Raw genomic sequence first — 24,447 nt, 5'->3', positions numbered from 1 at the left:
AATGGAAAAAGAAGACAGTCTCAAACAGAGAAGGGAGGAGAAAGATTTGAAGCCATTTGAAGAGATTACAAAAGAGGAGTTAGGGATCGGCAGCCCCATCGCGCTTAAGATCGTGGATACGGAGGAAGATATCTATTATCATATGGCGCTTGACATGTTTGAACATATCACAGCAAATAATCAGGCGGGTAAGAACACCGTTTTTATCGTACCGGTGGGTCCGGTGGGACAGTATAAAAAGCTTGCGTGGCTCTGTAATAAAAACAGGGTGAACTTAAAAAATGTCTGGTTTTTCAATATGGATGAGTATCTGGATGATCAGGACCAGCCGATTCCGCCCACCCATCCCTTAAGCTTCGAGGGATTTATGAACCGGGAATTTTACGATGTGATGGAGGAGGAATTAAATATTCCGGCCGAACAGCGCATTTTTCCGAAACCAGGGAGGGAGGACGAGATCTTCAGGCTGATGCAGGAAGCCGGCGGCGTGGATGTGGCCTACGGCGGGATTGGGATCAACGGTCATATCGCGTTTAATGAACCTCCGGAAGAGGAGGTGCCTTATGAGGTATTCCGGGAATATAAGACACGGGTGTTAAGCCTCACCAGGGAAACCCGGACGGTGAACGCCATCACCGCGGCCAACGGATATATTGATTATATACCGCCGCGCTGCATCACCGTGGGGATGAAGGAGATCCTGTCGGCCAGGGAGATCCGTTTTTATATGAACCGTATGTGGCAGAAAGGGATAGTCAGGAAGATCCTGCACGGGAAAGTGACTTCCTGCGTACCGGCTTCCCTGTTCCAGAACCACCCGGATGCCAGGCTTACGATCACTTCTTATGTAGCGGAACCGCCGGTGGGACAGCTGCGTTAAAGATTATAGGATAAGCCGTGACCACGGCAGGAGGGGATATTATTATGGAAGCGATAAAAACAGCCGTAATCGGTGTCGGGATGATGGGATATTCCCAGATCAGGAATTGTCTGGAGCCGCTTACGGATTATGATATCACAGCCGTCTGTGAGGTTTATGAACCGAATATCAGAAGAATAGCCGATTATTTTGAGGGAAAGGGCAAAGCGGTTCCGGTTTATCGGGACTACCGGGAACTGCTGGAAAAAGAAGATTTTTCCCTGGCTGTAATCGTCACGCCGGATTATCTGCATGAAGAGATCGCGGCAGCCTGTCTTCGGGCAGGAAAACATATCCGTCTGGAAAAGCCCATGGCCACCACGATGGAAGGGCTTAAGAATGTGCTGGAGGCCTGCCGGGAACACCCGGAGTGTATCGTGCAGATTGGCTATGAGCTGCGCTATGCCGATGTCATTGTGAAGATGAAAAACAGCCTTCCCCAGATCGGCAGTCCGAAAATGATCTGGTGCCATGAGTTCCGTCATCCCTTCTTAAAAAAAGAGGGACTGATCCCGGACTGGATCCGGAAAAAAGCCTATTCCGGAGGGACCCTGCTGGAAAAGAACTGCCATCACTTTGACCTGTTTAATATGATCGCAGATGCGAAACCTCTGCGGGTCTATGCTACCGGGGATAACTCGGTGGAGTACCGGGACACGGATGTACTGGATCACGCGTTTGTCACAGTGGATTATGAAAACGGAATGCGGGCAAATCTGTCCCTGTGTATGTTCAGTCCGGAGTTAAAAGGGCAGAAACATATGCATGCGCTGGAAATCGGGGTCATGGGTGATCAGGGACGGCTGGAAATCCGGGATGATGATCTCTATGTGTGGGACCGGGAAGCCAAGCGGGAGGAGCATTATACTTATCTTCGCGATAATTTTGAAGCGCACAGCGAGGATATCCTTCCTTCCTTAAGGGAACTGGCCCGGTGCATCCGGGAGAAACGGCAGCCGCTTACGGATGTCAGCACGGGACTGAAAAGCGCACTGCTTGCACTGGCGGCGGAGACATCGGCACAGGAGCAGCGGATCGTGACGATTCAGGAGATGGAAGAACGGTACGGAATTTCCTATGACGGGAAACCAGACGGAAGGAAGTACAAAGTTGAAGATCATGAACGTGGAGAAATCGTTTGAATTGTGTGCAGAAGCAGGATGGTATGGTTATAACGTTTTTTTTGATAATCAGATAGGGGAAGAATTCATCCGGGCACTGGCTCCCCTTGGAGAGCTGCTGTACATGGACCAGCTGAAGGCCCCGTTTTTCCGGGTTCAGGGTCCGGGATTCCTGATCAAGGGAGTGAAAGGGAATAACCATCTGCGGATCGGGGTGGAAAACAATGATACACAGATTTTACAGGAGGTATTGAAGAAGCTTTCCTGACATCCGGCTGCCGCATGGGTGCCGCCGAAGAGAATTGGCATAAAGGAACGTACACTTTCATTACTGTTTGGGCTGCCGCCGGGCAGCAGATTGGAGATTCGTATGCAGTTGATAGAGAAGAAAGACGGGTTTGAGGTGTGGCAGGGGAATCGGATTCTGCTTACCCAATCGCCCCAAAATCCTTGTTTCTATGTGGGACGAGGGGAAGAAACTGTGGAGATGTACCGGGGGAATTTTCAAATGGAAGATTATCTGACAGAGAGGATTCCCCTTCGTGAGGCCGTGCGGGAAGAAACTGCAAAACAGGGCGTGTGCCGCTATCGTCTTCAGGACCGGCTTCTGGTGGAAATAGAGGTCGGCCTGGATACGGTTACTTTGAATATTTCCGGAATCATGGATGCGGGGAACCGGCTCTGGATCCGCGTGAACGGGGAGAAGGAGGAATCGGTATACGGCTGTGGGGAACAGATGTCTTATTTTAATCTGCGGGGTCGGCATTTTCCGCTGTGGTCATCGGAACCCGGCGTCGGACGGGATAAAAATACCTATATGACCTGGCGGTGCGACGTGGATAACAAGTCCGGCGGTGATTATTTTAATACAAATTATCCGCAGCCCACCTATCTATCCAGCCGCAGGTATTTTCTGCATGCCGATACGACGGTCTATGCCGACTTCGATTTCCGGCATGAAGAATATCATGAGCTGTCTTTCTGGGGGATACCGGGACAGATCCGGATCCAAGAGGCAGATGATTTCCTGTCGCTGATGGAAAAGGTGACGGCTTATTTCGGAAGGCAGCCCAGGCTTCCGGAATGGGTCTACGATGGGGCCATACTGGGCCTGCAGGGAGGAACGAAACGGGTGTTTGACCTGGCGGAAAAATCTCTGGACAGGGGAATACCGGTTGCCGGTATCTGGTGCCAGGACTGGGAGGGGAAAAGAGAAACCACCTTTGGGAAACGTCTGCAGTGGGAATGGAGATGGGATGAAAAGCTGTATCCATGCCTGCCGGAGAAGATAGAGGAATATGGGAAGAAGGGTATCCGTTTTCTGGGATATATCAACCCATATCTGGTAAAGGACACACCGCTTTACCGGGAGGGGAAAGAGAACGGCTATTTTGCGGTGGACAGTCAGGGCGGTGATTATTTAGTTGATTTCGGAGAATTTGACTGTGGTGTAGTAGATTTTACGAATCCGGACGCTTATGAGTGGTTTAAAGGGATTATTAAGAAAAACCTCATTGGATTCGGATTGTCCGGGTGGATGGCTGATTTCGGAGAATACCTGCCCACCGATGTATGCCTGTTTAATGGAGAATCTGCCATGGTGGAACATAACCATTGGCCTGTCCTCTGGGCGAAATGCAATTATGAGGCCCTTGAAGAAACGGGGAAATTATCGGAACTGGTGTACTTCATGCGGGCGGGAGGTACGGGCAGCCAGAGGTACTGTCCGCTGTTGTGGGCAGGGGATCAGTGTGTGGACTTTTCCATCCACGACGGGCTGGCCTCCGTGATCTGCGCGGCTCTTAGCGCGGCGGTCATAGGGAATGGGCTGCACCACTGCGATATCGGGGGGTATACATCCCTCTATGAGAATGTCAGGACGAAGGAAGTATTCCTGCGCTGGGCGGAGATGGCCGCCTTCACACCGGTGATGCGGACCCATGAGGGAAACCGGCCGGACACCAACTTTCAGTATTATGACGATGAGGATGCGATGAGGGAATTCGCCAGACTGACGAGAATCCATGTGGCATTGGCTCCATATCTGAAGAACCTGGTGGAAGAAAATGCGGCCAGGGGAATTCCGGTACAGCGTCCATTGTTCTTCCATTATGAAAATGATCCAAAGACCTATCAGATACAGACAGAATATTTGCTGGGAGAAGATCTGCTGGTGGCGCCGGTGTATTTATCCGCGAAGGATGAGTGGGAGGTATATCTGCCGGAGGATGAATGGATTCATCTGTGGTCCGGGAAAGAATACCGGAAAGGGAAAATAAAGGTGGCTGCAAAGATGGGGGAGATCCCCGTATTCTACCGGAAGGCCTCCGGTTACCGGCCACTCTTTGAACAGATCGCCGGAAGAGAGGGGACTGGCTCCTTTCGGCAGTAACGTCAGATAGCGGAAAACGAAAAGAGAAAGGTGCCTGTCCCAGGATGCCGGCAGTAGAGAATATCTATTCCAGCCGGCTTCCAGGGACCGGCACCCTCTTTTTGAAGAAGTCGGTTTCCTTTTGATAAATGTTTCGAATTATCCCGATAGTTTTTCCAAAGATCCCGAAAGAATTATGGAAAGGGATCTCTTATAATCAAATTATACCAAAACATCAAACAGCGCCTTTCCCGAACTGGAGACCGGAAAAGGCGGCCAGTAGAAAAGAGGAGAAGCTATGATAAGAAGAGCCATGGATGTTACTTTGAATGTAAAACCTTTGATGGGCATCTTAGTCCATACGGATTTCTGGGAAGGCCCGTGCCGTGCGGGAATCAGGGAAGAGATGATGCCTGATGCGGAACGGCGGACTGCCCGGGAAAAATTTGAGAAATGCAAGGAAGTACTGGAACATCTGATCCCTCAGGTCAGGGTACTGGAGCCGGTATTCTTCCCCTATACGGAATCCTTCCTGCAGGAGGAAGAGATCGTGAAAGAAGTCAATAAAGAGATCAATGAAACAGACTGTATCATGATCCTGAATCAGCGGATCCCGAAGATCGAGCGTTTCGGGAAACCGGTCATTTCTTATACCCACGCTGTCAGCGGAGCGGATGTGTCCGCCTATCTGCGCAGTATCGGCCGGGAAGCCTATTACGCGATTGATCTGCCGGAGTTAAACGACCTGCTGCATATGTTATGGGTAAGAAAAGCGGTGAAAAATACAAGGGCATTGATCCTCACCGCTGGAGAAGCGCCGACCTGGGGGCTGCAGAGCAATATCCGGGATCTGGAGAAGCTGCGGGCTAAATATGGCTTTGAAGTGGTGAAGAAGCCATTTACCGATATCTTCGCCATCATGGAAAAGATAAACGATGATGAGGCGGAGGCGAAGACAAAGGAGCTGATGGAGAATGCCAAAGAGAATAAAGTGGCCTATCAGTATCTGATCAATGATGTGAAATATTACATGGCGGCAGAGCGGATGCTGGAGCTGTACGACTGTAACGCATTCTCCACCGCCTGTGTGGAACTGTGCCGTTCCAGGATTCCGCAGGAGAAGAAATTCGTTCCCTGTATCGCGCATTCCCTGTTCAAGGACAGAGGGATACCCAGCGGCTGTGAGGAGGATCTGAACGCGCTGCTGGCCATGATCATGATGATGTATACCGCGGAAAAACCCGCGTTTATGGGGAATCCGCTGTTCGAGTCGGAGGAGATCATTTCCCTGCATCATTCCGTTCCGTGCCTGCAGATGAACGGATTTGACAAACCGAAGCTTAATTACAGCATTTATCATTTTACCGGCCAGGGATTCGGCGGAAAACTTCAGATCGATTTCTCACAGAATGAGGACAAAAAAGTAACGCTGGGACGTTTTGACCCGTCCGGGGAAAAGCTTCTGGTGACGGTAGGAGATGTCCTGTCCTCGAAGTATACGGACACCTACTGTAGCCCTTATTACTTCCTGCAGGTGGGGGATTCCAGGAAATTTATACATAGCATCATGAATTTTGGCCACCATCAGGTATTGATTTTCGGGGATTATAAAAAGAAGCTGAAAGAACTGGCCTGGCTGTTGGATTTTGAAGTCGTAGAGGGAAATTAGCTGTCAAAGGGAGATTTACAGTCAAAGGGAGATTCACAGCCATAGAAGAGAGCAGTTAAAAAAGGAGGAGGGCCATGATTTATCTGAATCATGCCGCAACATCCTATCCCAGGCTGCCGGAGGTGAAGGAAGCGGTTCTGAATTGTATGGACCGGCTTCCTTCGTCCGAATACCGGAGCAATGCCGCCGGGGATGTTTCTTTGGCACCGGCCTGCCGGGAAAAGCTTGGAAGATTATTCCATATAAAGGATTATGAGCGGATACTATTTACATCGGGAGCTACGGAAGCGGCCAATCTGATCATAAACGGGCTTCCACTGGAGGGCAAAACGGTCCTGACCGCCGCCGATGCCCATAACTGTATCCTGCGTCCGCTCTATAACAGTGATAAGCATCCGGTCCTGAAAAAGATACCGCTTCATGCATCCGGTGAACTGGATTTGGATCTCTTAGAGGAAGAGTTGAGAAAAGGCGCCTATGCATTATTTGTGAATCACTGCTCCAATGTCACCGGAATGCTTACAGATATCGGGGCAGTGTGCGCGTTGGCGGAAAAATACTGCACACTGGTATTCGTGGATATATCCCAGTCGGCAGGCTGCATTCCCATCGATATGGATCAGTGGCGGGCCGACGGACTGATCTTCACAGCGCACAAAAGCCTTCTGGGCATACAGGGGCTGGGCGGATTCTATATGAGAAAAACAGGCCTTCTGCGGCCGGTCAAATTCGGAGGAACCGGAAAAGACAGCCATATCCTAAAGTTCCCGGATGGACACGGGGCTGCTTTTGAAGTGGGTACACAAAATGAGCCTGCGATCGCCGCTTTGGACGCGTCACTTCAGGTATTGCTTCGGATAACACCGGAAGTAATACAGCGCCAGGAGGAGGAAATGATGCGCTATATGGCGGATCAGTTAAGAAATTTGAAACCGATAACGCTGTACGGAGATACCTCAAAACCCAAGGGACCGGTTCTGTCCATGAGAATACGGGGCCTGTCCGTATCCGACATAGGCTATATTCTGGAAAACGGCTACGGGATCATCGTGAGGACCGGCCTGCACTGCGCCCCTTTGATCCATGAAGATCTGGGGACGGCAGGAGAGGGGACAGTGAGAATCAGCATCTCCTTCCTGACCAAGTGGGAGGAGATCAATGCCCTTGTAGAAGCGGTCAGGGAGATAGCAGGCTCTTGCGGTACATAGAAGGGGTGAGCCCCGTTATTTTCTTAAATGAGGTATTAAAGGAGGAGACGGAATGAAAACCGCAGGAGAAGGAGATGTCCGTAACCGACTGGTTCTCTGTGGCCAACATGAGCTGAGCCTGGTGGATTCGGATCAATTCGATATATTCCCAGAGCGTCATGTTGGTAACCTTTTTGAAATAGGTGCTGAAATAGGACTTGCTCATAAAGGAAAGCTCAGCTAACACCTCCAGTGTCAGTTCCTGTTCATAATTCTCATTGATATATTGGATGGATGGACGAATTTTTTCATATTGGTTTTGGTAGGAGAGGGTGCTTTTTAAAGTATCCTCTCTTTTTAAATAGCGGTAAAGGATACCGGTTAACTCCATCAGTTTTGCTTTGATCAGGAGATGGTAGCCAGGTTCCTTATGGGTCCATTCCTCTTCCAGATCCTCAAAAATCCGGTGGATCTTCTCCATTCCCACTTCCCCCAGTTCCAGTTTATTGCTGAAATAAGCATTTTTGCTGTAAAAGGGTGCCAGCAGATCCAGGTTTTCCGCGGTATTCTGGAACAGCAGGCCGGGGTCAAATAAGATGATTTTCATTTTCAGATCGCCTCCGGACACGGCGATATGATGTTCCAGATTATTGATGAGATAGAGCTCGCCGGCTTTCATCTCATACTTTTTATCTTCGATATAATTGGTTCCGCTTCCGCAGATCACATAGTTTAACTCCAGGCAGTCATGCCGGTGCAGGACCGGCGGCAGTACCATGTTTCCTTTCGCGTTGTTCATTTCAAAAGGAAAACCGTCGGGAAAAGCAGCCGTATAAACATTGTCCATATTTTCCTCCAGGGGCGCAGATACTGCGCCATAAATTAAAATACCGGGGTATCAGGTTAAAACAATGAGCCAGCCCTTCCGGTTAAATCAGCCCTTCCAGCTAAAGTCAGCCCTTCCAGCTGCCATTCCGATGATAGCTTTGCATCTGTGATCATCATCTGGATATCAGCCAGCGGACAGATCGAATAGAAAGACATCTGTCCCAGTTTGCTGTGATCGGCCAGCAGAACGGACTGCTCTGAACGGCGGATTACGGCCTGCCTTAACACGGCTTCCTCTTCACTGGTATCGGACAGTCCATTTTCCAAACTGACCCCGCGGCAGGAGAAAAAGGCGCGGTCAAAGTGATAGTGGGAAATGGCCTCCAATGCGGAGTGGCCGATATAAGACAGGCTGTTCTCACGTAAACGGCCCCCGGTACAGAAGATCCTGGCATCGCGCAGCTTGGTAAGATACAGAACCGCCTGTGCTCCATTGGTAACGATCTTTAATTGCTTGCGGTCAGTTAGAAAAGGAATCATAAAACCGGTAGTGGAAGAGGAGTCCAAAAATATGGATTCTCCATCCTTAACAGTCTCTGCGGCGGTTCTGGCCAGTTCCTTTTTGATCTCTTTAAAAGAAGTCTCCCGGATAAACAGAGGAATTTCCGCATCCATGCCCTCCCGCAGGACGGCTCCGCCATGTACTCTGGAGATGGCTCCGCTGTCCGCCAGATAGTTCAGATCCCTGCGGACCGTTGCTTCGTGAAGGTAGAGCTCTTTGGAAAGCTGATGCACCGAAACGGACTTCTTCTTTTTCATCATATCTAAGATCAGATTCCTCCGCTGGCTGGGAGTCAGATCAGATTGTTCGTAATTGTCCATAATACTCTCCATATTTGTTCGAAAATGTTAAATAAACGAATGAAACGCAGGATATTGACAAAATCTTAAAGGAATCATACAATGAGCAAGGCAAAAAGTCAAGAAATTGAGAGATACATATTTTATAGGAACAATTGTGAGTATGCAGTATAAATCGGAGAGGACAGGTAAGAACAGATCATGGATACTGACGGGAAAGGAATCATCCTACAGATACAGAAATTCAGTATTCACGACGGGCCGGGTATCCGTACTACCGTATTTCTAAAAGGCTGTAACCTGCGGTGCAGATGGTGCGCAAATCCGGAGTCCCAGATTTGCCGGCCGGAATTTACACTGGATCGGTTAAAGTGTGTCCGCTGCGGACGCTGTGTGGAAAATTGCGGTCAGAGAGCCCGTACGGTTATAGGGCCTCAGGAGTATCCGGCCGTCGATCCGGCCGTCTGTACCATGTGCCTGGCCTGTGAGCAGCATTGCCCGCAGCAGGCGATCGGCCACGAAGGGCGGCTGGTCACCGCCGGCGAGGTGGCGGCGGAAGCAAAAAAGGATAAACCGTTCTATGACCATTCCGGCGGCGGGGTAACCTTATCCGGAGGAGAAGTGCTGATGCAGCGGGAATTCACGATCAGCCTGTGCAGGAAACTTCATGAGCAAGGCATACATGTGGCTGTGGAGACGGCTGCTGCGGTTCCTTCGGAGCAGTTTCAGGAACTGTTAAGGGAAGTGGATTATCTGTTTGTGGACATGAAGCATTACGACAGCGTGAAGCACAGGGAAGGAACCGGAGTTGGAAACGAACAGGTGCTGCAGAATATCGAAGGGCTGCAGGACAGCAATAAGCCCTTTCGGATACGCATTCCGGTGATACCAGGTTTCAACGACTCGGCCAAGGATGCAAAAGGATTTGCCCAGGTTCTGAACAAGCTGGGCGTGCCGGAGGTTCAGCTTCTTCCTTTCCATCAGATGGGAGAACGCAAATATGAGCTGCTGGGCCGGGAGTATACATACCAAGGGAAACCACAGCTGCATCCTGAGGATCTGGAAGCATACCGCGGTATCTTTGAAAAATATCACATCAAAGCCCAAATCGGGGCATAGAAGGAGAGACATAATATTATGGAATCAAATTTTGGAACATCTACCCAGAGGATAAAGAATTTCCGGGAAAAACTTCTGGCAATTACACCGGCTGTCTGCACTGAGCGGGCGGTTCTGACGACCAAAGCCTATCAGGAACACGAGATGGACCAGGTGGTGTTAAAGCGCGCCTATATGGTCAAGGAAATTCTGGAGAATATGAGCATTTTTATCGAACCGGAGACTCTGATCGTCGGTAACCAGGCAAAAGAAAACCGCTCTGCTCCTATTTTCCCGGAATATGCGATGGACTGGGTTATTGAGGAGCTGGATGAATTCGATAAGAGAAACGGAGACCGTTTTCTCATTTCGGAAGTAAATAAAAAAATCCTGCGGGATATTTATCCCTACTGGAAAGGGAGGACCCTGCAGGATAAGGGCTATGCAGCCTTTCCGGATGAGGCAAAGGTAATCTATGACCTGGGAATTATACGAAATGAGGGAAATATCACGTCCGGAGACGCCCATCTGGCCGTGGACTATCAGACCGTTTTGCAGAAAGGGCTGGGCTATTACCGGCTGCGCACCCGTGAGAAATTAGATGCTCTGGATTATGCGGAGTTTGAAAATATGAAAGCCAGCTATTTCTACCGGGCTATCCTGATCGTGATCGATGCAGTGGAAGCATTTGCCCGCCGTTACGCCCGGCTGGCTGCGGAACAGGCTAAAACAGCAGGGAACCAGAGAAAACAGGAACTGGAGCAGATCGCACGGATCTGTGAAAGAGTGCCGATGGAACCAGCGCAGACTTTCCAGGAAGCTCTGCAGAGCGTCTGGTTTATCCATCTGATCCTTCAGATCGAATCCAACGGCCATTCGCTCTCCTTCGGCCGTTTTGACCAGTACTGTTTTCCCTATTATGAAAAAAGTATCCGGGACGGAATGAAGCCGGAGGAAGCGGAAGAACTACTGGAGAATCTCTGGTTAAAATCATTTACAATCAACAAGATCCGCAGCTGGGGCCATACCCGCTTCGCAGCCGGCAGCCCCATGTACCAGAATATCACGATCGGGGGGCAGACCGTGGACGGTAAGGATGCGGTAAATCCGCTGACCTGGGCGGTACTGCGAAGCGTGGCGCGCACCCACCTGCCTCAGCCGAACATGACGGTCCGTTATTTCAGCAATATGAGTCAGGAGTTTATGAATGCCTGTATCGAATGCATACGGCTGGGCTTCGGCATGCCCGCCTTCAACAACGATGAAATCGTCATCGAAGCCCTGATGGATAAGGGGGTCAGTAAAGAGGATGCTTACAACTACAGCGCGATCGGCTGCGTGGAGGTGGGGGTTCCCGGGCGATGGGGCTACCGCTGTACCGGTATGAGTTATCTGAATTTCCCCAAAACCTTGATGACCGCGCTGAACGATGGTGTGGATGTAAATACGGGAAAGAAGATCTGCAAGGGCCTGGGACATTTTCTGAATATGGAGAGCTTTGAAGACGTAATGAAAGCCTGGGATTATACGGCCAGACAGCTGATTCATACGGGGGTGATTCTGGACAACTGTGCGGATATGGTGGTAGAGCAGGAAGTCCCGGATATCCTTTGTTCGGCATTGGTGGATGATTGTATCGAGCGGGGAAAACATCTGAAAGAGGGCGGCGCTCACTACGATATCGTCAGCCAGCTGCAGGTGGGCGTGGCGAATCTGGGAGATTCCCTGGCCGCGCTGAAAAAGTGTGTCTACGAGGAGGAGCAGGTATCCCGGAAGGATTTGTGGGATGCCCTGATGAATGATTTCGCAGACGAGGAGGGTAAGAGAATCCGCAGGATCCTGATGCTGGCACCCAAATATGGAAATGATAACGACTATGTGGATGATCTGGTCAAGAGAGGCTATGATACCTATCTGGATGAGATCAAAAAGTATAAGAATACCCGATATGGGAGAGGGCCTATCGGCGGTACCTATTATGCCGGGACTTCCTCGGTGGCAGCCAATGTTCCGCAGGGGGCGGGTACTTGTGCTACGCCGGACGGCCGTCATTTCGGAGAACCCCTGGCGGAGGGCTGTTCGCCGTCTCACGCGGTGGACTTAAGCGGGCCGACCAGTGTATTTAAATCAGTGTCTAAGCTTAAGACTTCCCAGATCTTCGGCGGAGTGCTGTTAAACCAGAAGGTTACACCTGCGATCCTTGAGCGGGCGGAGGACAGACAGAAGCTGGGGCTGCTGATCCGGACCTTTTTCGATGTGTTAAAGGGCTGGCATGTCCAGTATAATGTGGTATCCCGGGAGACACTGCTGGACGCGCAGAAGCATCCGGATCAGTATCCGGATCTGATCGTACGGGTGGCCGGGTATTCCGCTTTCTTTCATGTGCTGTCTCCACAGACGCAGGATGATATTATTGCGAGGACTGAGCAGCGGTTCTAAGAGAAGGGGTTATGGTCCCCGTCCTGTTCGTGTGAAAAAATGAGTTCGCAAAAGTTGGATTTTGGATTATAATTGAAAATGGATTGGAAGATTAGGATAATTAGGATCGTATAGTTGGATGGCCGATCAAAATGTTCATCCATACCTATATGTGCGGGAAAACGCAAGAATGGAGGAAATTATGGATAACAGGTTACAGGGTAAAACAGTTATCATAACGGGTGCGGCTGGTGGTATCGGTGAGGTCCTGAGTGAGAAGCTTGCGGAGTGCGGAATGAATATCGTGCTGACAGGACGCCGGAAAGAGGCACTGGAGGCAGTGGCTGAAAAAGTGGAACAGATGGGAGGGAGGGCCTGCGTCTGTGCGGGCGACCTGTCGGATATGAACTTTTTGGAGGAGCTGCTTGAACGGACACAGGCAGCTTTTGGGGGAGTGGATGTGCTGATTAATAATGCCGGACTTTCTCATAGATGCCCTGTGGAGGAGATGACGCCGGAGCTGTTTGAAAGTATTATGAAGGTGAATGTGCAGGCGCCGTATTTCCTGTGTCAGAAGGCGGTTCCTTATCTTAGAAAATCCAACTTCGCTACGATTATCAATATCGGTTCTGTCGTATCACATAAAGGATACCCGCTGCAAAGTGTCTATGCGGCCAGTAAGCATGCGCTGCTGGGCTTTTCCAAGTCTCTGGCGAACGAGGTGTTTAAAGAAAATATCCGGGTACATGTAATTAGTCCGGGAAGTGTCTTTACGGATATGATCGCGTCGGTACGGCCGGACTTGAGCCCGGAAGGCATGATTCTGCCGGAGGATATGGCGGAAATTGTAATCTTTTATCTCGAACACCGGCATACCAACGCGGTGATCGATGAGATTGAAGTGCATCGGGTGACGAAGGAGCCATTTGCGTAAACATTTTGTGCATGGGACGCGGGCAGCGTAAAATGGTGAAAGATGATAGAGAAAGTACCAGGAAAGAGATAGCGCTTTGTTGTTCTTGCCCGTCAGCCATGCAGGCTGGCGGGCTTCCTCATGCTGTTTTATGGGATTTTATAGGAGAGATACTGCCTGGGTAAGGGGGTATGGGATAAGGAAATCGGTATAGCGGATGGACGTGGGAAACAACATAGATGTCTGGAAGATAGAATGGTAAAATGCATGAACAGATACATGAAAATGCATATATGTTTAACTTGAAGGATGAGGGTTCTTGTGATATGCTAATGAAATAATATCGGATATGAGTTGAGTTATTGTACTGTCTGATATTTCTATGTATGGTTATCAGTGAGATATGGGAACAACCTCTAATTATGAAGAATTATTCTATTTACTGTAATAAGTATCAGCCGTTTCAGGCAAAAGATTCCAGGATAACAATAAGATATACACCTAATTATAAGAACAAAAGAAAGCTTAACTGTTGTACCATATATGGTTTCATACTATAATAAAATTATAGTAATAAATTAGAGACAGATTCTCATATGGCTTTGGAAAGGCAGGCTATATGAAAGAAAACCAAAGACAAGAGCCGTCTGAAGATTATTTTCATCTGGAAGATCTGGCGATGAAAACGGCAGCTCAGTATTTTGGAGAGGAATTGCTGCATTATTTAGGGGTGGAACAGAAGGTGATTGCCATCGTCCCGACGGAAAGCGTCCATTTGGAGGCCAGGAAGATGTTCCAGGATTTTAACTATGAACTGGAGGACGGGACGTGGCTTCATCTGGAGTTTGAGAGCGACCCAATTCAGGTGGCAGATTTAAAGAGATTCCGGGAGTATGAGGCGGCGACCAGCAGGACATATCAGGTTCCGGTGATAACCTGCGTGATCTGTACGGCAAGGGTCAGGCATATCCGTTCAGAACTCACGGAAGGTCTGAATACATACCGGGTGAAGACAGTCCACCTAAAAGAGAAAGATGCGGATGTGATTTTTGATGGGCTTTATGAAAAGATTGAAAAAAGGAAGGCGCTTACGAAGGATGATTTGCTGCCGATGCTGTTGAGCCCGCTGATGGGAGGGATTATGCCGAATAAGGAAAGAATCAGGGAAAGTATCGTTATCTTGAACAAGTCCGGAGCAGAAGTGGACAGGGAAGAGCTGATAAAAATGCAGGCAGTCCTGTATGCTCTGGCTAATAAATTGCTGGATGATATGGATTTACAGGAAATAAAGGAGGTTATGGCTATGACAAGATTAGGACAGATGCTGATAGATGATGGGATAGAGAAAGGGATAGAGAAAGGGATAGAGAAAGGAATTGAAAAAGGAATAGAGAAAGGGGTAAAACAAGGGCAGGATAGGGTGAATACACTGAATGTAAAGCTTGCGGAGGCGGGAAGAACCGATGATATTATTCGTGCCTCCAATGACAAGCAATATCAGCAAATTCTGTTTGAAGAGTTCGGCATATAAATAGAATCATTGTATTCATTTAAACGCAGCGGCCCGTCTGGCCGCTGCGTTTTGTACAGGAGAAATGTCCGGTAAATACCAAATGTTTAGATGCTGCAGGGTATGGATTCATAAATCCAAATCCGGCGGCATCTGTTTTTATGCAGAAATACATATGGAACGAACGCAATTGGCTGGGGCTGTGGGTTTGGATAAGTAGACGCAAAAATGTGAGAAATCACTTTTGATTTTGCTATATATAACCTATAGCATCTTAAAAATTTCAATGGAAAGCGAAAAATATTCTATGTTTTCTTTATTCTGAATTGAATATACTGGAAACATCAACAAAACACATGAACAAAGAGTGTAGAAAGGGAGAAAAAGTTTATGAAGAAAAAAGTGTTTTTAATGATGATGGCGGCACTGCTTACCTTTTCAATGACCGCGTGCGGTTCCGACAATTCTTCGCCAGATGAGGCGGACACATCCAAACAGCCGGAACAGGCCGAGCAGTCAGATCAGACGGATCAGTCGAAACCGGCAGACTCCGGGACAGAGGTGACAAACAAGGACAAACCCCTGGTATGGTTTAACCGTCAGCCCTCCAACAGCTCTACCGGAGAACTCGATATGGCAGCTTTGACCTTCAATGACAATACATATTATGTGGGCTTTGATGCAAATCAGGGCGCTGAACTTCAGGGAACCATGGTTAAGGATTATATTGAGAAAAATATCGACAAGATTGACCGCAATGGAGATGGAACCATTGGATATGTTCTGGCAATCGGTGATATCGGCCATAATGATTCCATCGCACGTACAAGAGGTGTCCGTAAAGCCCTTGGCACAGGTTTGGACAAAGACGGCAATGTCAATAGTGAACCGATCGGTACAAACACAGACGGTTCAGCAGTTGCAGTACAGGACGGAAGCATTGAGGTAGGCGGGAAGACCTATGTTGTCCGTGAGCTTGCTTCCCAGGAAATGAAAAACTCTGCGGGTGCAACCTGGGATGCGGCTACAGCAGGTAATACGATTGGTACATGGTCCTCTTCTTTTGGCGATCAGATTGATGTTGTTGTTTCCAATAACGATGGTATGGGAATGTCCATGTTCAATGCATGGTCAAAGGATAACAAGGTTCCTACCTTTGGTTATGATGCCAACAACGATGCGGTGGCTGCGATCGCAGAAGGCTACGGCGGAACAATCAGTCAGCATGCCGATGTACAGGCATATTTGACTCTTCGTGTTCTTCGGAACGCTCTTGACGGCGTTGATATTGATACCGGTATCGGTACAGCAGACGAGGCGGGCAATGTTCTGTCTTCGGACGTATATGTGTACAAGGAGGCTGAACGTTCCTACTATGCATTAAATGTCGCGGTTACCAGCGATAATTACCAGGAATTTTCAGATTCCACAAAGGTATATGAGCCTGTATCCAAACAGCTTGACGCAAGCGGACATCCTGTAAAGAAAATATGGCTGGATATTTACAATGCCGCGGATAACTTCTTAAGTTCCACATATCAGCCGCTTCTTCAGAACTATGACGATCTGCTGAATCTTGAGGTTGATTACATCGGCGGAGATGGACAGACAGAGTCCAATATCACAAACCGTCTTGGGAATCCAGGCCAGTATGATGCATTTGCCATAAATATGGTTAAAACAGATAATGCGGCTTCTTATACATCTTTGCTTAGTCAATAATAGCTGTTAAAACAGAATGGGTGGGCTGTTAGGGAGAATAGTATTCTCCCTAACACCTTATTTTAAATCCTTTAAGCTCATATAGGTGTTTTTTTCAAACCATTTTTACAGGAAATATCAAAACTCTGCTGACAGCAGGATACATAATAACCACGATATTATTAAAGAAAGGAGTATGATGTTTTGCGTTGAAAAACATCATACAAGTAAAATTATGGAAGATAAGAAAGCTGATATTGTCTTATCGATCAGCGGCATGAGTAAGTCCTTTGGCCGGAATAGAGTCCTGGATCATATCAGTCTGGATGTGAAGCGCGGAACCGTCATGGGACTTATGGGGGAAAATGGTGCCGGTAAGTCGACAATGATGAAGTGTCTTTTTGGTACCTATCAAAAGGATGAGGGCAAAATCTTCCTTGAGGGAAAGGAAGTAAGTTTTTCCGGGCCAAAAGATGCCCTTGAAAACGGTATTGCGATGGTTCATCAGGAATTGAATCAGTGTCTGGAAAGAAATGTAATTGACAATCTGTTCCTCGGACGTTATCCGGTGAATTCCATGGGTGTAGTGGATGAAGGCAGAATGAAAAAGGAAGCCTCTGAACTGTTTCGAAAACTGGGCATGACCGTTAATGTCACCCAGCCCATGCGGAACATGTCTGTATCGCAGAGACAGATGTGTGAAATCGCTAAAGCGATTTCATATAATTCCAAGGTAATTGTTCTGGATGAGCCGACCTCCTCTCTGACCGTACAGGAGGTTGATAAACTCTTTGAGATGATGAGAATGCTAAAAGAACAGGGGATCTCCCTGATCTATATTTCTCATAAAATGGATGAAGTATTTGAAATTTGTGATGAGATTTCGGTGCTCCGGGATGGGAATCTCGTCATGACAAAGAATACCGGGGATACGGACATGAACGAGCTGATCGCGGCCATGGTTGGACGGTCCCTTGAAAACCGCTTTCCACCGGTTGATAATACACCAAAAGATGTGATCTTCTCTGTGCAGAATCTGTCCACTAAGTTTGAGCCTCATTTGCAGGATATTTCCTTTGATGTGAGGGAAGGGGAAATATTCGGGCTGTATGGACTGGTTGGAGCAGGACGTACAGAGCTTCTGGAGACGATCTTTGGTGTCCGCACCAGAGCGGCGGGACGTGTCTATCTGAATAAACGTCTGATGAACTTTAGCAATGCAAAGGAAGCGATGGAACACGGGTTTGCCATGATTACCGAGGAGCGCAAGGCCAACGGACTTTTTTTGAAGGGCAATATTACATTTAATACCACGATCGCAAATCTGGAACAGTACAAGTCCGGATTCGCGCTTTCCGATGCAAAGATGGTAAAGGCAGCCGGAAAAGAAATAAAGACCATGCATACGAAATGTATGGGTCCGGAAGATATGATGTCAAGCCTTTCGGGAGGCAATCAGCAGAAAGTTATTTTTGGAAAATGGCTGGAGCGGGCCCCCCAGATTTTTATGATGGACGAACCGACAAGAGGAATCGATGTTGGCGCCAAATACGAAATATATGATTTGATTATTAATATGGCGAAGCAGGGAAAGACGATTATCGTTGTTTCATCTGAGATGCCGGAAATTCTGGGAATTACGAATCGTATTGGCGTAATGTCAAATGGACGCCTTTCCGGAATTGTGAATACCAAAGAGACAGATCAGGAGGAGCTTCTTAGGCTCAGTGCAAAATACCTATAATAATATGGGGGAGCGATAGATATGGCGAAAGAAAACAGTAAAATTCTAACGGCAGACCAGGAAATGCAGCTGCGTCAGCCAATTGAGGCTTATGTCGGCGCGATTCAGGAAAAGATTGACAGCCTCAGAGTGGATGGCATAGACAAGGTTCTCTCCTGTCAAAATCAAATTGACGGGATAAAGAGGGACCGTAACCTTTCCAAGGCGGAACGGGAAGCCAGGATTGCAGGGGTTCAGGAGGATCTGAACAAGGCAAAAGAGATAAGAGAAAAAAATAAAGATGAGATTGCAAAATTAATTGCGGACGCGGAAGCGTATCTCAAGGCACATTTTATCCAGGAATATTACCGGCCGGTAAAAGAAAGCTGCAAGCTGGAAAAAGCAAGGGTAAAGGAGCAATACCGCAAGAACATTGAGGAACTACAAAAAGAGCATCAGGAAATCGTATCCAAGATATCCGACCATAAAGAATTAAAAGATGAAAAGTACGTCTATAAAAACCGGCTGTTTGACGCGAAAATGAAACTGGAGAAGGATCTTCAGCAAATAAAAGACAGAAGACATGCGGCTTTTAACTACAAATTTCATCTGATTGATCTGCTGCGGATGTCAAAATTCACCTTCCTGGAGTCAAGAGCGCAGAAATGGGAAAATTACAAATATGTCTTCAACCGCAGGACCTTTCTCCTGCAGAATGGTTTGTATATTGCGATCGTTCTGATTTTTATCATGCTGTGTATTATTACCCCGGCGGTGAAAAATTCACCCCTGCTCACTTATAATAACGTTCTGAATATTCTTCAGCAGGCTTCGCCGCGGATGTTTCTGGCGCTGGGTGTCGCGGGCCTGATACTCCTGACCGGTACGGACCTTTCCATAGGCCGTATGATCGGTATGGGTATGACGACAGCAACAATTGTCATGCATCAGGGCATCAATACAGGCGGAGTTTTCGGACATATTTTTGATTTTACAGGGTTACCCATCGGAGTAAGAGTGGTATTCGCTCTGATCATGTGTACCCTTTTATGTACCTGCTTTACCGCTATCGCGGGTTTCTTTACTGCGAAATTTAAGATGCACCCCTTCATATCTACCATGGCAAATATGCTGGTGATCTTCGGTCTGGTTACCTACGCCACAAAAGGCGTGTCATTCGGAGCGATAGAACCAGCCATTCCCAGCATGATTATTCCGAAACTAAACAATTTCCCGACGATTATCCTATGGGCAGTAGCAGCAATTATCATTATATGGTTCATTTGGAATAAAACAACCTTTGGTAAAAACCTGTATGCGGTTGGAGGCAACCCGGAGGCGGCAGCCGTTTCCGGTATCTCGGTATTCCGTGTAACAGTGGGAGCATTCATTCTGGCAGGTATCCTCTACGGGTTCGGTGCCTGGCTGGAATGCGCCAGAATGGTCGGCTCCGGGTCCGCCGCCTACGGGCAGGGCTGGGAGATGGACGCGATCGCAGCCTGCGTAGTAGGCGGCGTATCCTTCACCGGAGGTATCGGCAAGATATCCGGTGTGGTAGTCGGTGTGCTGATTTTCACCGCCCTCACCTATTCCCTTACCATCCTCGGTATCGACACGAACCTGCAGTTTGTCTTCGAAGGAATCATCATCATAGTAGCAGTAACACTTGACTGTTTAAAATATGTTCAGAAAAAATAATGCCCCTTGCTTGTGTCTGGGGCTTAGAATGGGGTACGCCAGATGGGTGAAAACCTTACAGCTCCCGGGACGGCTTTTTCACGGGTTTGGGTGAGTCCGCCCCTTAAGGCTGGGGACAGTAGGCGGTATCCGGGGACGCTCCCGGCGGCCGGGTTCTTTTGTGTCTCCTGGAGAGCGCTGAGGGCTTGCGCTGGCCTCCGCTAAGTGAAATCGAAAAGCCGGGTTCAGGAGCCGAGCCTATTCACCAGGAACACAGGATGTGTTCCCGGTTCAGAGGCTCTTGCCCGTCGGACGTGAAGTCCGCCGGTCATCCTGAACCCGGCTTTCCTATTTCACTAAGCGGACGCTCAGCCGCCCAATGCGCTCCCCAGGAGACACAAAAGAACCCGGCCGTCGGGAGCGTCCCCGGATACCGCCCACTGTCCCCAGCCTTAAGGGGCGGACTCACCCACGACAAACCGTTACATAAGTCCAAACTTAACGATTCCGTATCATACAAGCAACAAAACAGTCACGAAATAACACAGGCCAGTCTGAATACAAATCGCTTTTTTTAAAGCAGGGGTGAGCGGGATGGGGGCGGTCTTTCGGAACCGGGCAGCATATCCCGCAGAGCCAAATCACTTGAGAGCGGGCCTTAGAACGGGTTACGCAGAAGGCGGGAGAACCTCGCAGGGCCTGGAACACTGTCCGAGCCGTATTTTGGCGAGTTTGTTCCAGGCCCTGCCAATAAGAGGTTCTCCCGCCTTCGGAGTTACCCGTTCTTAGGTCCGGCCGAAGTGATTTGGCTCTGCGGGATATGCTGCCCGGTTCCGAAAGACCGCCCCCATCCCGCTCACCCCGGACCTAAAAAAATCACCCCCCATTTAGCAGCGACGGAGAACAAGACTCGTTAAAAAGAGTGCCTGCATTTACATTTATTTGGGCATTTGTTATAATAATTTACAACAGGCCGGAAACAATGGGGGGGAAGATATGGCTGCTTATACGGTACTTTTGGTGGATGATGAGGAAGAAGTAATACAGGTCATCATGAAGAAAATCAATTGGGAAGGGCTGGGTTTTTCCGTGGTGGGATATGCCAACAATGGCGTGAAGGCACTGGAGATGGTGGAGGAATTTCAGCCGGATGTGGTGATGACGGATATTAAAATGCCATATATGGATGGTTTGGAGTTATCCAATCATATCAAGACGGACTATCCGACCACCAAGATTTTGATATTTACCGGGTTTGATGAGTTTGAATATGCTAAAGAAGCGATTCACCTGGAAATCGAAGAATATATTTTGAAACCGGTTAATGCTGTGGAACTGATGAATGTGTTTGCACAGGTGAAGATAAAGCTGGATCAGGAAATAAGTGAAAAACGAAATGTGGAGATACTGCAAAAGTATTATATGGATTCCCTGCCGCTCCTGCGGGCTAACTTCTATTCCACTCTGATCGAAGGAAGAATCCATGAGGATGAAGTTTCCAATTATCTCTCCAATTACCAGATTTCTTTTACGGGACCTTTCTTCTGCTGCCTTGTTATCTATGCGTCACCGAGCCAGATTCCAAAGGAGATGAATCCTCTGCTCTTATCGATGTCTGTACAGAAACAGGCGGAGGAACGTCTGGGGGAAAAGTGGCAGGCAAAATCTTTTTCCTATCTGGGGAATACCGTTTTGATTGTACAGCTTAAAAATGAAACGGAAATCTCGGAATTGACCGATGAATGCGACCGATTTTGCAAATATGCCTATCGCATCATTGGAGCTGTTGTTACTGTGGGAATAGGTCAGGTCTGTGAAGATATCCTTGAATTGCCACAATCTTATACGGATGCAAGAGAGGCTGTCTCCTATCGGGCGATCTATGGTACCTCCAGGGCGATCAATATCAAAGAGATAGCGCCGCAGGAGATCAGTAAATCAGGGTTAAGCAATGATACCGATTTATCAAATTTGTTTAAAACCATTCGTCTGAATCCTGCGCCGGATATTATTAAAGCAGTGAATAAGTACCTGGACCATATATTTTTTTCTTCAAAGTCTTTGCAGCAGCATCATATTGCCATTATGGAATTAATCAGCGAATTGTATAAGTTCTGCATAAATAATGATATTGTGATCGAAGAATTTACCGAAGATATGAGAAAGCTGTATAACAGCCTTCTTGATCTGGAACCGAATGCGCTGCGAAAATGGCTTATCGATATTGGTCTTACTTTCCATGAAAAATTAATCAGCGCCCGAAGCAGATCGACAAAATCTTTTGTGTCTAAGGCGAAGGAATATGTCCGCAATAACTATTCGGATGAAGATCTTTCTCTGGACAGCATCTGTGAGGTTTTGGGCGTATCAAATTCTTACTTTTCGACTATTTTTAAAAAGGAAACAGGGAATTCGTTTATCGGCTATCTGACGGATTACCGTACGGATCAGGCATCCCGTATGCTGATCGGGACGAATGAAAAAAGTTATATTATAGCAAGGAACGTGGGCTATTCGGATCCAAATTATTTCAGCTATGTATTTAAAAGGCGGTTTGGCGTATCACCTTCAAAATACAGGACGGAGCATACAAAAGAGTGAAAAATAAGTATTTCAGGCATTTGAAAAGGGTAAATCCCAGAGGAATACAGTCAACGATTATGTTTGCGTTTTCCATGATTGCCATTTCAACCATGCTGATTGTGGGAATTGCAATGTACATCCGGTTCTCCGCCTCATCCCGGCAGGAAATCATACAGAGCAGCCAGAAGCTGATGGAGCAGGCCGGGGAAAACCTGGAAGATTATCTGCTCAGTATGCGGCAGATATCGGATGCGGTGTATTATAACGTAATCAAGGAAAATGATATTTCCAACAAAGATAATGATATCCAACGCGGGATGAATCTCCTGTATGAAGCGAACAGAGATAATCTGAGGAGCATTGCCATCTACAATAACTATGGAAGCCTGCTGGCGGCAGAACCGGTCGCATCACAGAAAGAGGATCCTAATGTCACCAGCCAGGACTGGTATATACAGGCCCGGGCCGAAATGGAAAATATGCATTTTTCCACACCGCATATACAAAATCTGTTTCATGATGCCTCGTTCCGGTATTACTGGGTGATCTCCTTAAGCCGTGTTGTCGAGTTGACGAATAACGGGGATTCTCAGTTGGGAGTTCTCCTTGTGGATATGGATTATTCCAATATTTCACGGATGATGAAACAGATCAATACATCGAACAACGGACAGTACTACTATCTGTGTGACAGCAACGGACAAATCATTTATCACATGCGTCAGATCCAGATCAGTGATGGTATAAGCAGTGAAAACAGTAAGGCCGCAGCTAAATACAAGGATGGCATCTATGATGAGGTCTTTGAGGGAGAGCATCGTAAGGTGATTGTCAATACGATCAGCTATACCGGGTGGAAGCTGGTTGGAGTGATTCCCTATTCCGCATTTACCCACGGAATGGTCAATGTCCGGTATTTTATCGCCGGGCTCATGTTTTTTATGGCGCTGATGCTTGTGATTATCAACCGCCTTGTGTCCGTCAAGATTTCCGATCCTATTTTGAAATTGAACCATTCCGTTATGGAATACGAAGCGGGAGAAAAGCCGGAGATTTATATCGGTGGTTCGCAGGAAATCAGACATCTGGCCCAATCCATACAAAGATCCTATGAGCAGATCGATACTCTTATGAGGGAAATCATTCTGGAACAGAATGAAAGAAGAAAAAGTGAACTGGATGCGCTGCAGAGCCAGATTAATCCCCACTTTTTGTATAACGCCCTGGAATCGATTACATGGATGGTGGAGGGAGAACGAAACGACGATGCCGTATTTATGATCTCCCAGCTGGCGAAGCTTTTTCGGATCAGCCTTTCCAAGGGCCGCACTATAATCAGTGTGAGCGATGAGCTGCAGCATGCACAAAGCTATATGAACATACAGAAGATTCGGTATAAAAATGCTTTTTCCGTTGTATTTCAAGTGGATCCAGCGATCTGTTCGTATTGCACTGTAAAACTGATATTACAGCCTATTCTGGAAAATGCGATAAATTATGGGGTAAACAGCACGGATGATTGCGCAGAGATAACGGTGACTGGCCGGCAGGAAGAGGATAAGATTATCTTATCGGTGACGGATAATGGAATGGGAATGTCCAAGGAAGAAGTAAGCCTCCTGCTGACGGACAGTAACCGGGTTCATAAACACGGCTCAGGAGTCGGTCTCGTGAATGTCAATAATCGTATCCGGATTGTCTTTGGCAAAGAGTATGGCCTGATAGTGGAAAGCGAGCCGGATAGAGGAACCACGGTTTCGGTCTGCATCCCGGCAGTTCCCTATACGGAAGAAAACAGAAAGATACTTGAAAAGGGCAATATGTTTAACAGAGAAGAAATGATTGACAAGAAAATACAGGGTAAATAG

General features: G+C 47.8%; 17 protein-coding genes. 15 read left to right on the top strand and 2 right to left on the bottom strand.

From position 1 onward, the window contains the following. Window positions 1-46: 46 nt before the first annotated feature. The 6 genes from KTH90_RS17060 (at window position 47) to KTH90_RS17035 (ending at window position 7,288) form a co-directional block, all read left to right on the top strand. A complete protein-coding gene (locus tag KTH90_RS17060) occupies window positions 47-880 on the top strand; it encodes a sugar phosphate isomerase family (protein ID WP_158354403.1) in 834 nt (277 codons plus the stop codon). A 44-nt stretch (window positions 881-924) separates the two neighbouring features. Beyond that, complete coding sequence (locus KTH90_RS17055; protein WP_238727106.1) at window positions 925-2,061, top strand: Gfo/Idh/MocA family protein; 1,137 nt, start codon at window positions 925-927, stop codon at window positions 2,059-2,061. Continuing rightward, entirely contained in the window at window positions 2,030-2,308 is a 279-nt protein-coding gene (locus KTH90_RS17050) for a hypothetical protein (RefSeq protein ID WP_238727105.1), read from the top strand. Before KTH90_RS17055 ends, KTH90_RS17050 begins: the two co-directional genes overlap by 32 nt. Before the next feature lie 102 nt (window positions 2,309-2,410). Then, window positions 2,411-4,432 (top strand): alpha-glucosidase, encoded by a 2,022-nt coding sequence (locus KTH90_RS17045; protein WP_238727104.1) that lies wholly within the window; start codon window positions 2,411-2,413, stop codon window positions 4,430-4,432. 277 nt (window positions 4,433-4,709) lie between these two features. Next, on the top strand, window positions 4,710-6,080 hold the full coding sequence (locus tag KTH90_RS17040; protein WP_158354395.1) for a hypothetical protein: 1,371 nt from the start codon (window positions 4,710-4,712) through the stop codon (window positions 6,078-6,080). A 74-nt stretch (window positions 6,081-6,154) separates the two neighbouring features. Further along, entirely contained in the window at window positions 6,155-7,288 is a 1,134-nt protein-coding gene (locus KTH90_RS17035; RefSeq protein ID WP_238727103.1) for an aminotransferase class V-fold PLP-dependent enzyme, read from the top strand. Here KTH90_RS17035 and KTH90_RS17030 read toward each other — a convergent pair. Both KTH90_RS17030 and KTH90_RS17025 read right to left on the bottom strand, forming a co-directional pair. Then, the gene (locus tag KTH90_RS17030; protein WP_238727102.1) at window positions 7,257-8,114 is read right to left on the bottom strand and encodes an AraC family transcriptional regulator; all 858 of its coding nucleotides are present in this window, start codon (window positions 8,112-8,114) and stop codon (window positions 7,257-7,259) included. The genes KTH90_RS17035 and KTH90_RS17030 overlap by 32 nt on opposite strands. Window positions 8,115-8,170: 56 nt before the next feature. Then, window positions 8,171-8,977, bottom strand: a complete 807-nt coding sequence (locus KTH90_RS17025; protein ID WP_238727101.1) for a DeoR/GlpR family DNA-binding transcription regulator — start codon at window positions 8,975-8,977, stop codon at window positions 8,171-8,173. Window positions 8,978-9,157: 180 nt separating this feature from the next. Between KTH90_RS17025 and KTH90_RS17020 the strand changes: the two genes are divergently transcribed. The 9 genes from KTH90_RS17020 to KTH90_RS16980 all read left to right on the top strand — a co-directional run bounded on the left by KTH90_RS17020 (window position 9,158) and on the right by KTH90_RS16980 (window position 24,447). After that, the gene (locus KTH90_RS17020; RefSeq protein ID WP_238727100.1) at window positions 9,158-10,075 is read left to right on the top strand and encodes a glycyl-radical enzyme activating protein; all 918 of its coding nucleotides are present in this window, start codon (window positions 9,158-9,160) and stop codon (window positions 10,073-10,075) included. 18 nt (window positions 10,076-10,093) lie between these two features. After that, window positions 10,094-12,493 carry a glycyl radical protein gene (locus KTH90_RS17015; protein ID WP_158354385.1) on the top strand — a complete coding sequence of 800 codons (2,400 nt, stop codon included), beginning with the start codon at window positions 10,094-10,096 and terminating at the stop codon, window positions 12,491-12,493. A gap of 181 nt (window positions 12,494-12,674) precedes the next feature. Further along, window positions 12,675-13,406 carry an SDR family NAD(P)-dependent oxidoreductase gene (locus KTH90_RS17010; RefSeq protein WP_158354383.1) on the top strand — a complete coding sequence of 244 codons (732 nt, stop codon included), beginning with the start codon at window positions 12,675-12,677 and terminating at the stop codon, window positions 13,404-13,406. Window positions 13,407-14,004: 598 nt separating this feature from the next. After that, entirely contained in the window at window positions 14,005-14,916 is a 912-nt protein-coding gene (locus KTH90_RS17005) for an RpnC/YadD family protein (RefSeq protein ID WP_238727099.1), read from the top strand. 369 nt (window positions 14,917-15,285) lie between these two features. Further along, window positions 15,286-16,617: a substrate-binding domain-containing protein gene (locus KTH90_RS17000; protein ID WP_158354379.1), complete on the top strand. Its 1,332-nt coding sequence runs from the start codon at window positions 15,286-15,288 to the stop codon at window positions 16,615-16,617. 214 nt (window positions 16,618-16,831) lie between these two features. Beyond that, the gene (locus KTH90_RS16995; protein ID WP_158354377.1) at window positions 16,832-18,340 is read left to right on the top strand and encodes a sugar ABC transporter ATP-binding protein; all 1,509 of its coding nucleotides are present in this window, start codon (window positions 16,832-16,834) and stop codon (window positions 18,338-18,340) included. Between the two features lie 21 nt (window positions 18,341-18,361). Further along, entirely contained in the window at window positions 18,362-20,017 is a 1,656-nt protein-coding gene (locus tag KTH90_RS16990; RefSeq protein WP_238727098.1) for a galactose/methyl galactoside ABC transporter permease MglC, read from the top strand. Window positions 20,018-20,992: 975 nt separating this feature from the next. Continuing rightward, a complete protein-coding gene (locus tag KTH90_RS16985; RefSeq protein ID WP_158354373.1) occupies window positions 20,993-22,597 on the top strand; it encodes a response regulator in 1,605 nt (534 codons plus the stop codon). Continuing rightward, a complete protein-coding gene (locus KTH90_RS16980) occupies window positions 22,594-24,447 on the top strand; it encodes a cache domain-containing sensor histidine kinase (protein WP_238727097.1) in 1,854 nt (617 codons plus the stop codon). The genes KTH90_RS16985 and KTH90_RS16980 overlap by 4 nt, the downstream gene beginning before the upstream one ends.

It is taken from the genome of Diplocloster modestus (assembly GCF_019042245.1).
Taxonomy (GTDB): Bacteria; Bacillota; Clostridia; order Lachnospirales; family Lachnospiraceae; genus Diplocloster; species Diplocloster modestus.
This window is presented reverse-complemented; position numbering and strand designations above follow the sequence as displayed.

Excerpts from the sequence above, each read along its gene's own strand:
- KTH90_RS17015 (WP_158354385.1), top strand. The coding sequence starts at position 10,094 with ATGGAATCAAATTTTGGAACATCTACCCAGAGGATAAAGAATTTCCGG.
- KTH90_RS17030 (WP_238727102.1), bottom strand. The coding sequence starts at position 8,114 with ATGGACAATGTTTATACGGCTGCTTTTCCCGACGGTTTTCCTTTTGAA.
- KTH90_RS17025 (WP_238727101.1), bottom strand. The coding sequence starts at position 8,977 with ATGGACAATTACGAACAATCTGATCTGACTCCCAGCCAGCGGAGGAAT.
- KTH90_RS17005 (WP_238727099.1), top strand. The coding sequence starts at position 14,005 with ATGAAAGAAAACCAAAGACAAGAGCCGTCTGAAGATTATTTTCATCTG.
- KTH90_RS16995 (WP_158354377.1), top strand. The coding sequence starts at position 16,832 with ATGGAAGATAAGAAAGCTGATATTGTCTTATCGATCAGCGGCATGAGT.
- KTH90_RS17035 (WP_238727103.1), top strand. The coding sequence starts at position 6,155 with ATGATTTATCTGAATCATGCCGCAACATCCTATCCCAGGCTGCCGGAG.
- KTH90_RS17045 (WP_238727104.1), top strand. The coding sequence starts at position 2,411 with ATGCAGTTGATAGAGAAGAAAGACGGGTTTGAGGTGTGGCAGGGGAAT.
- KTH90_RS17055 (WP_238727106.1), top strand. The coding sequence starts at position 925 with ATGGAAGCGATAAAAACAGCCGTAATCGGTGTCGGGATGATGGGATAT.
- KTH90_RS16990 (WP_238727098.1), top strand. The coding sequence starts at position 18,362 with ATGGCGAAAGAAAACAGTAAAATTCTAACGGCAGACCAGGAAATGCAG.
- KTH90_RS17000 (WP_158354379.1), top strand. The coding sequence starts at position 15,286 with ATGAAGAAAAAAGTGTTTTTAATGATGATGGCGGCACTGCTTACCTTT.
- KTH90_RS17010 (WP_158354383.1), top strand. The coding sequence starts at position 12,675 with ATGGATAACAGGTTACAGGGTAAAACAGTTATCATAACGGGTGCGGCT.
- KTH90_RS17040 (WP_158354395.1), top strand. The coding sequence starts at position 4,710 with ATGATAAGAAGAGCCATGGATGTTACTTTGAATGTAAAACCTTTGATG.
- KTH90_RS16985 (WP_158354373.1), top strand. The coding sequence starts at position 20,993 with ATGGCTGCTTATACGGTACTTTTGGTGGATGATGAGGAAGAAGTAATA.
- KTH90_RS17020 (WP_238727100.1), top strand. The coding sequence starts at position 9,158 with ATGGATACTGACGGGAAAGGAATCATCCTACAGATACAGAAATTCAGT.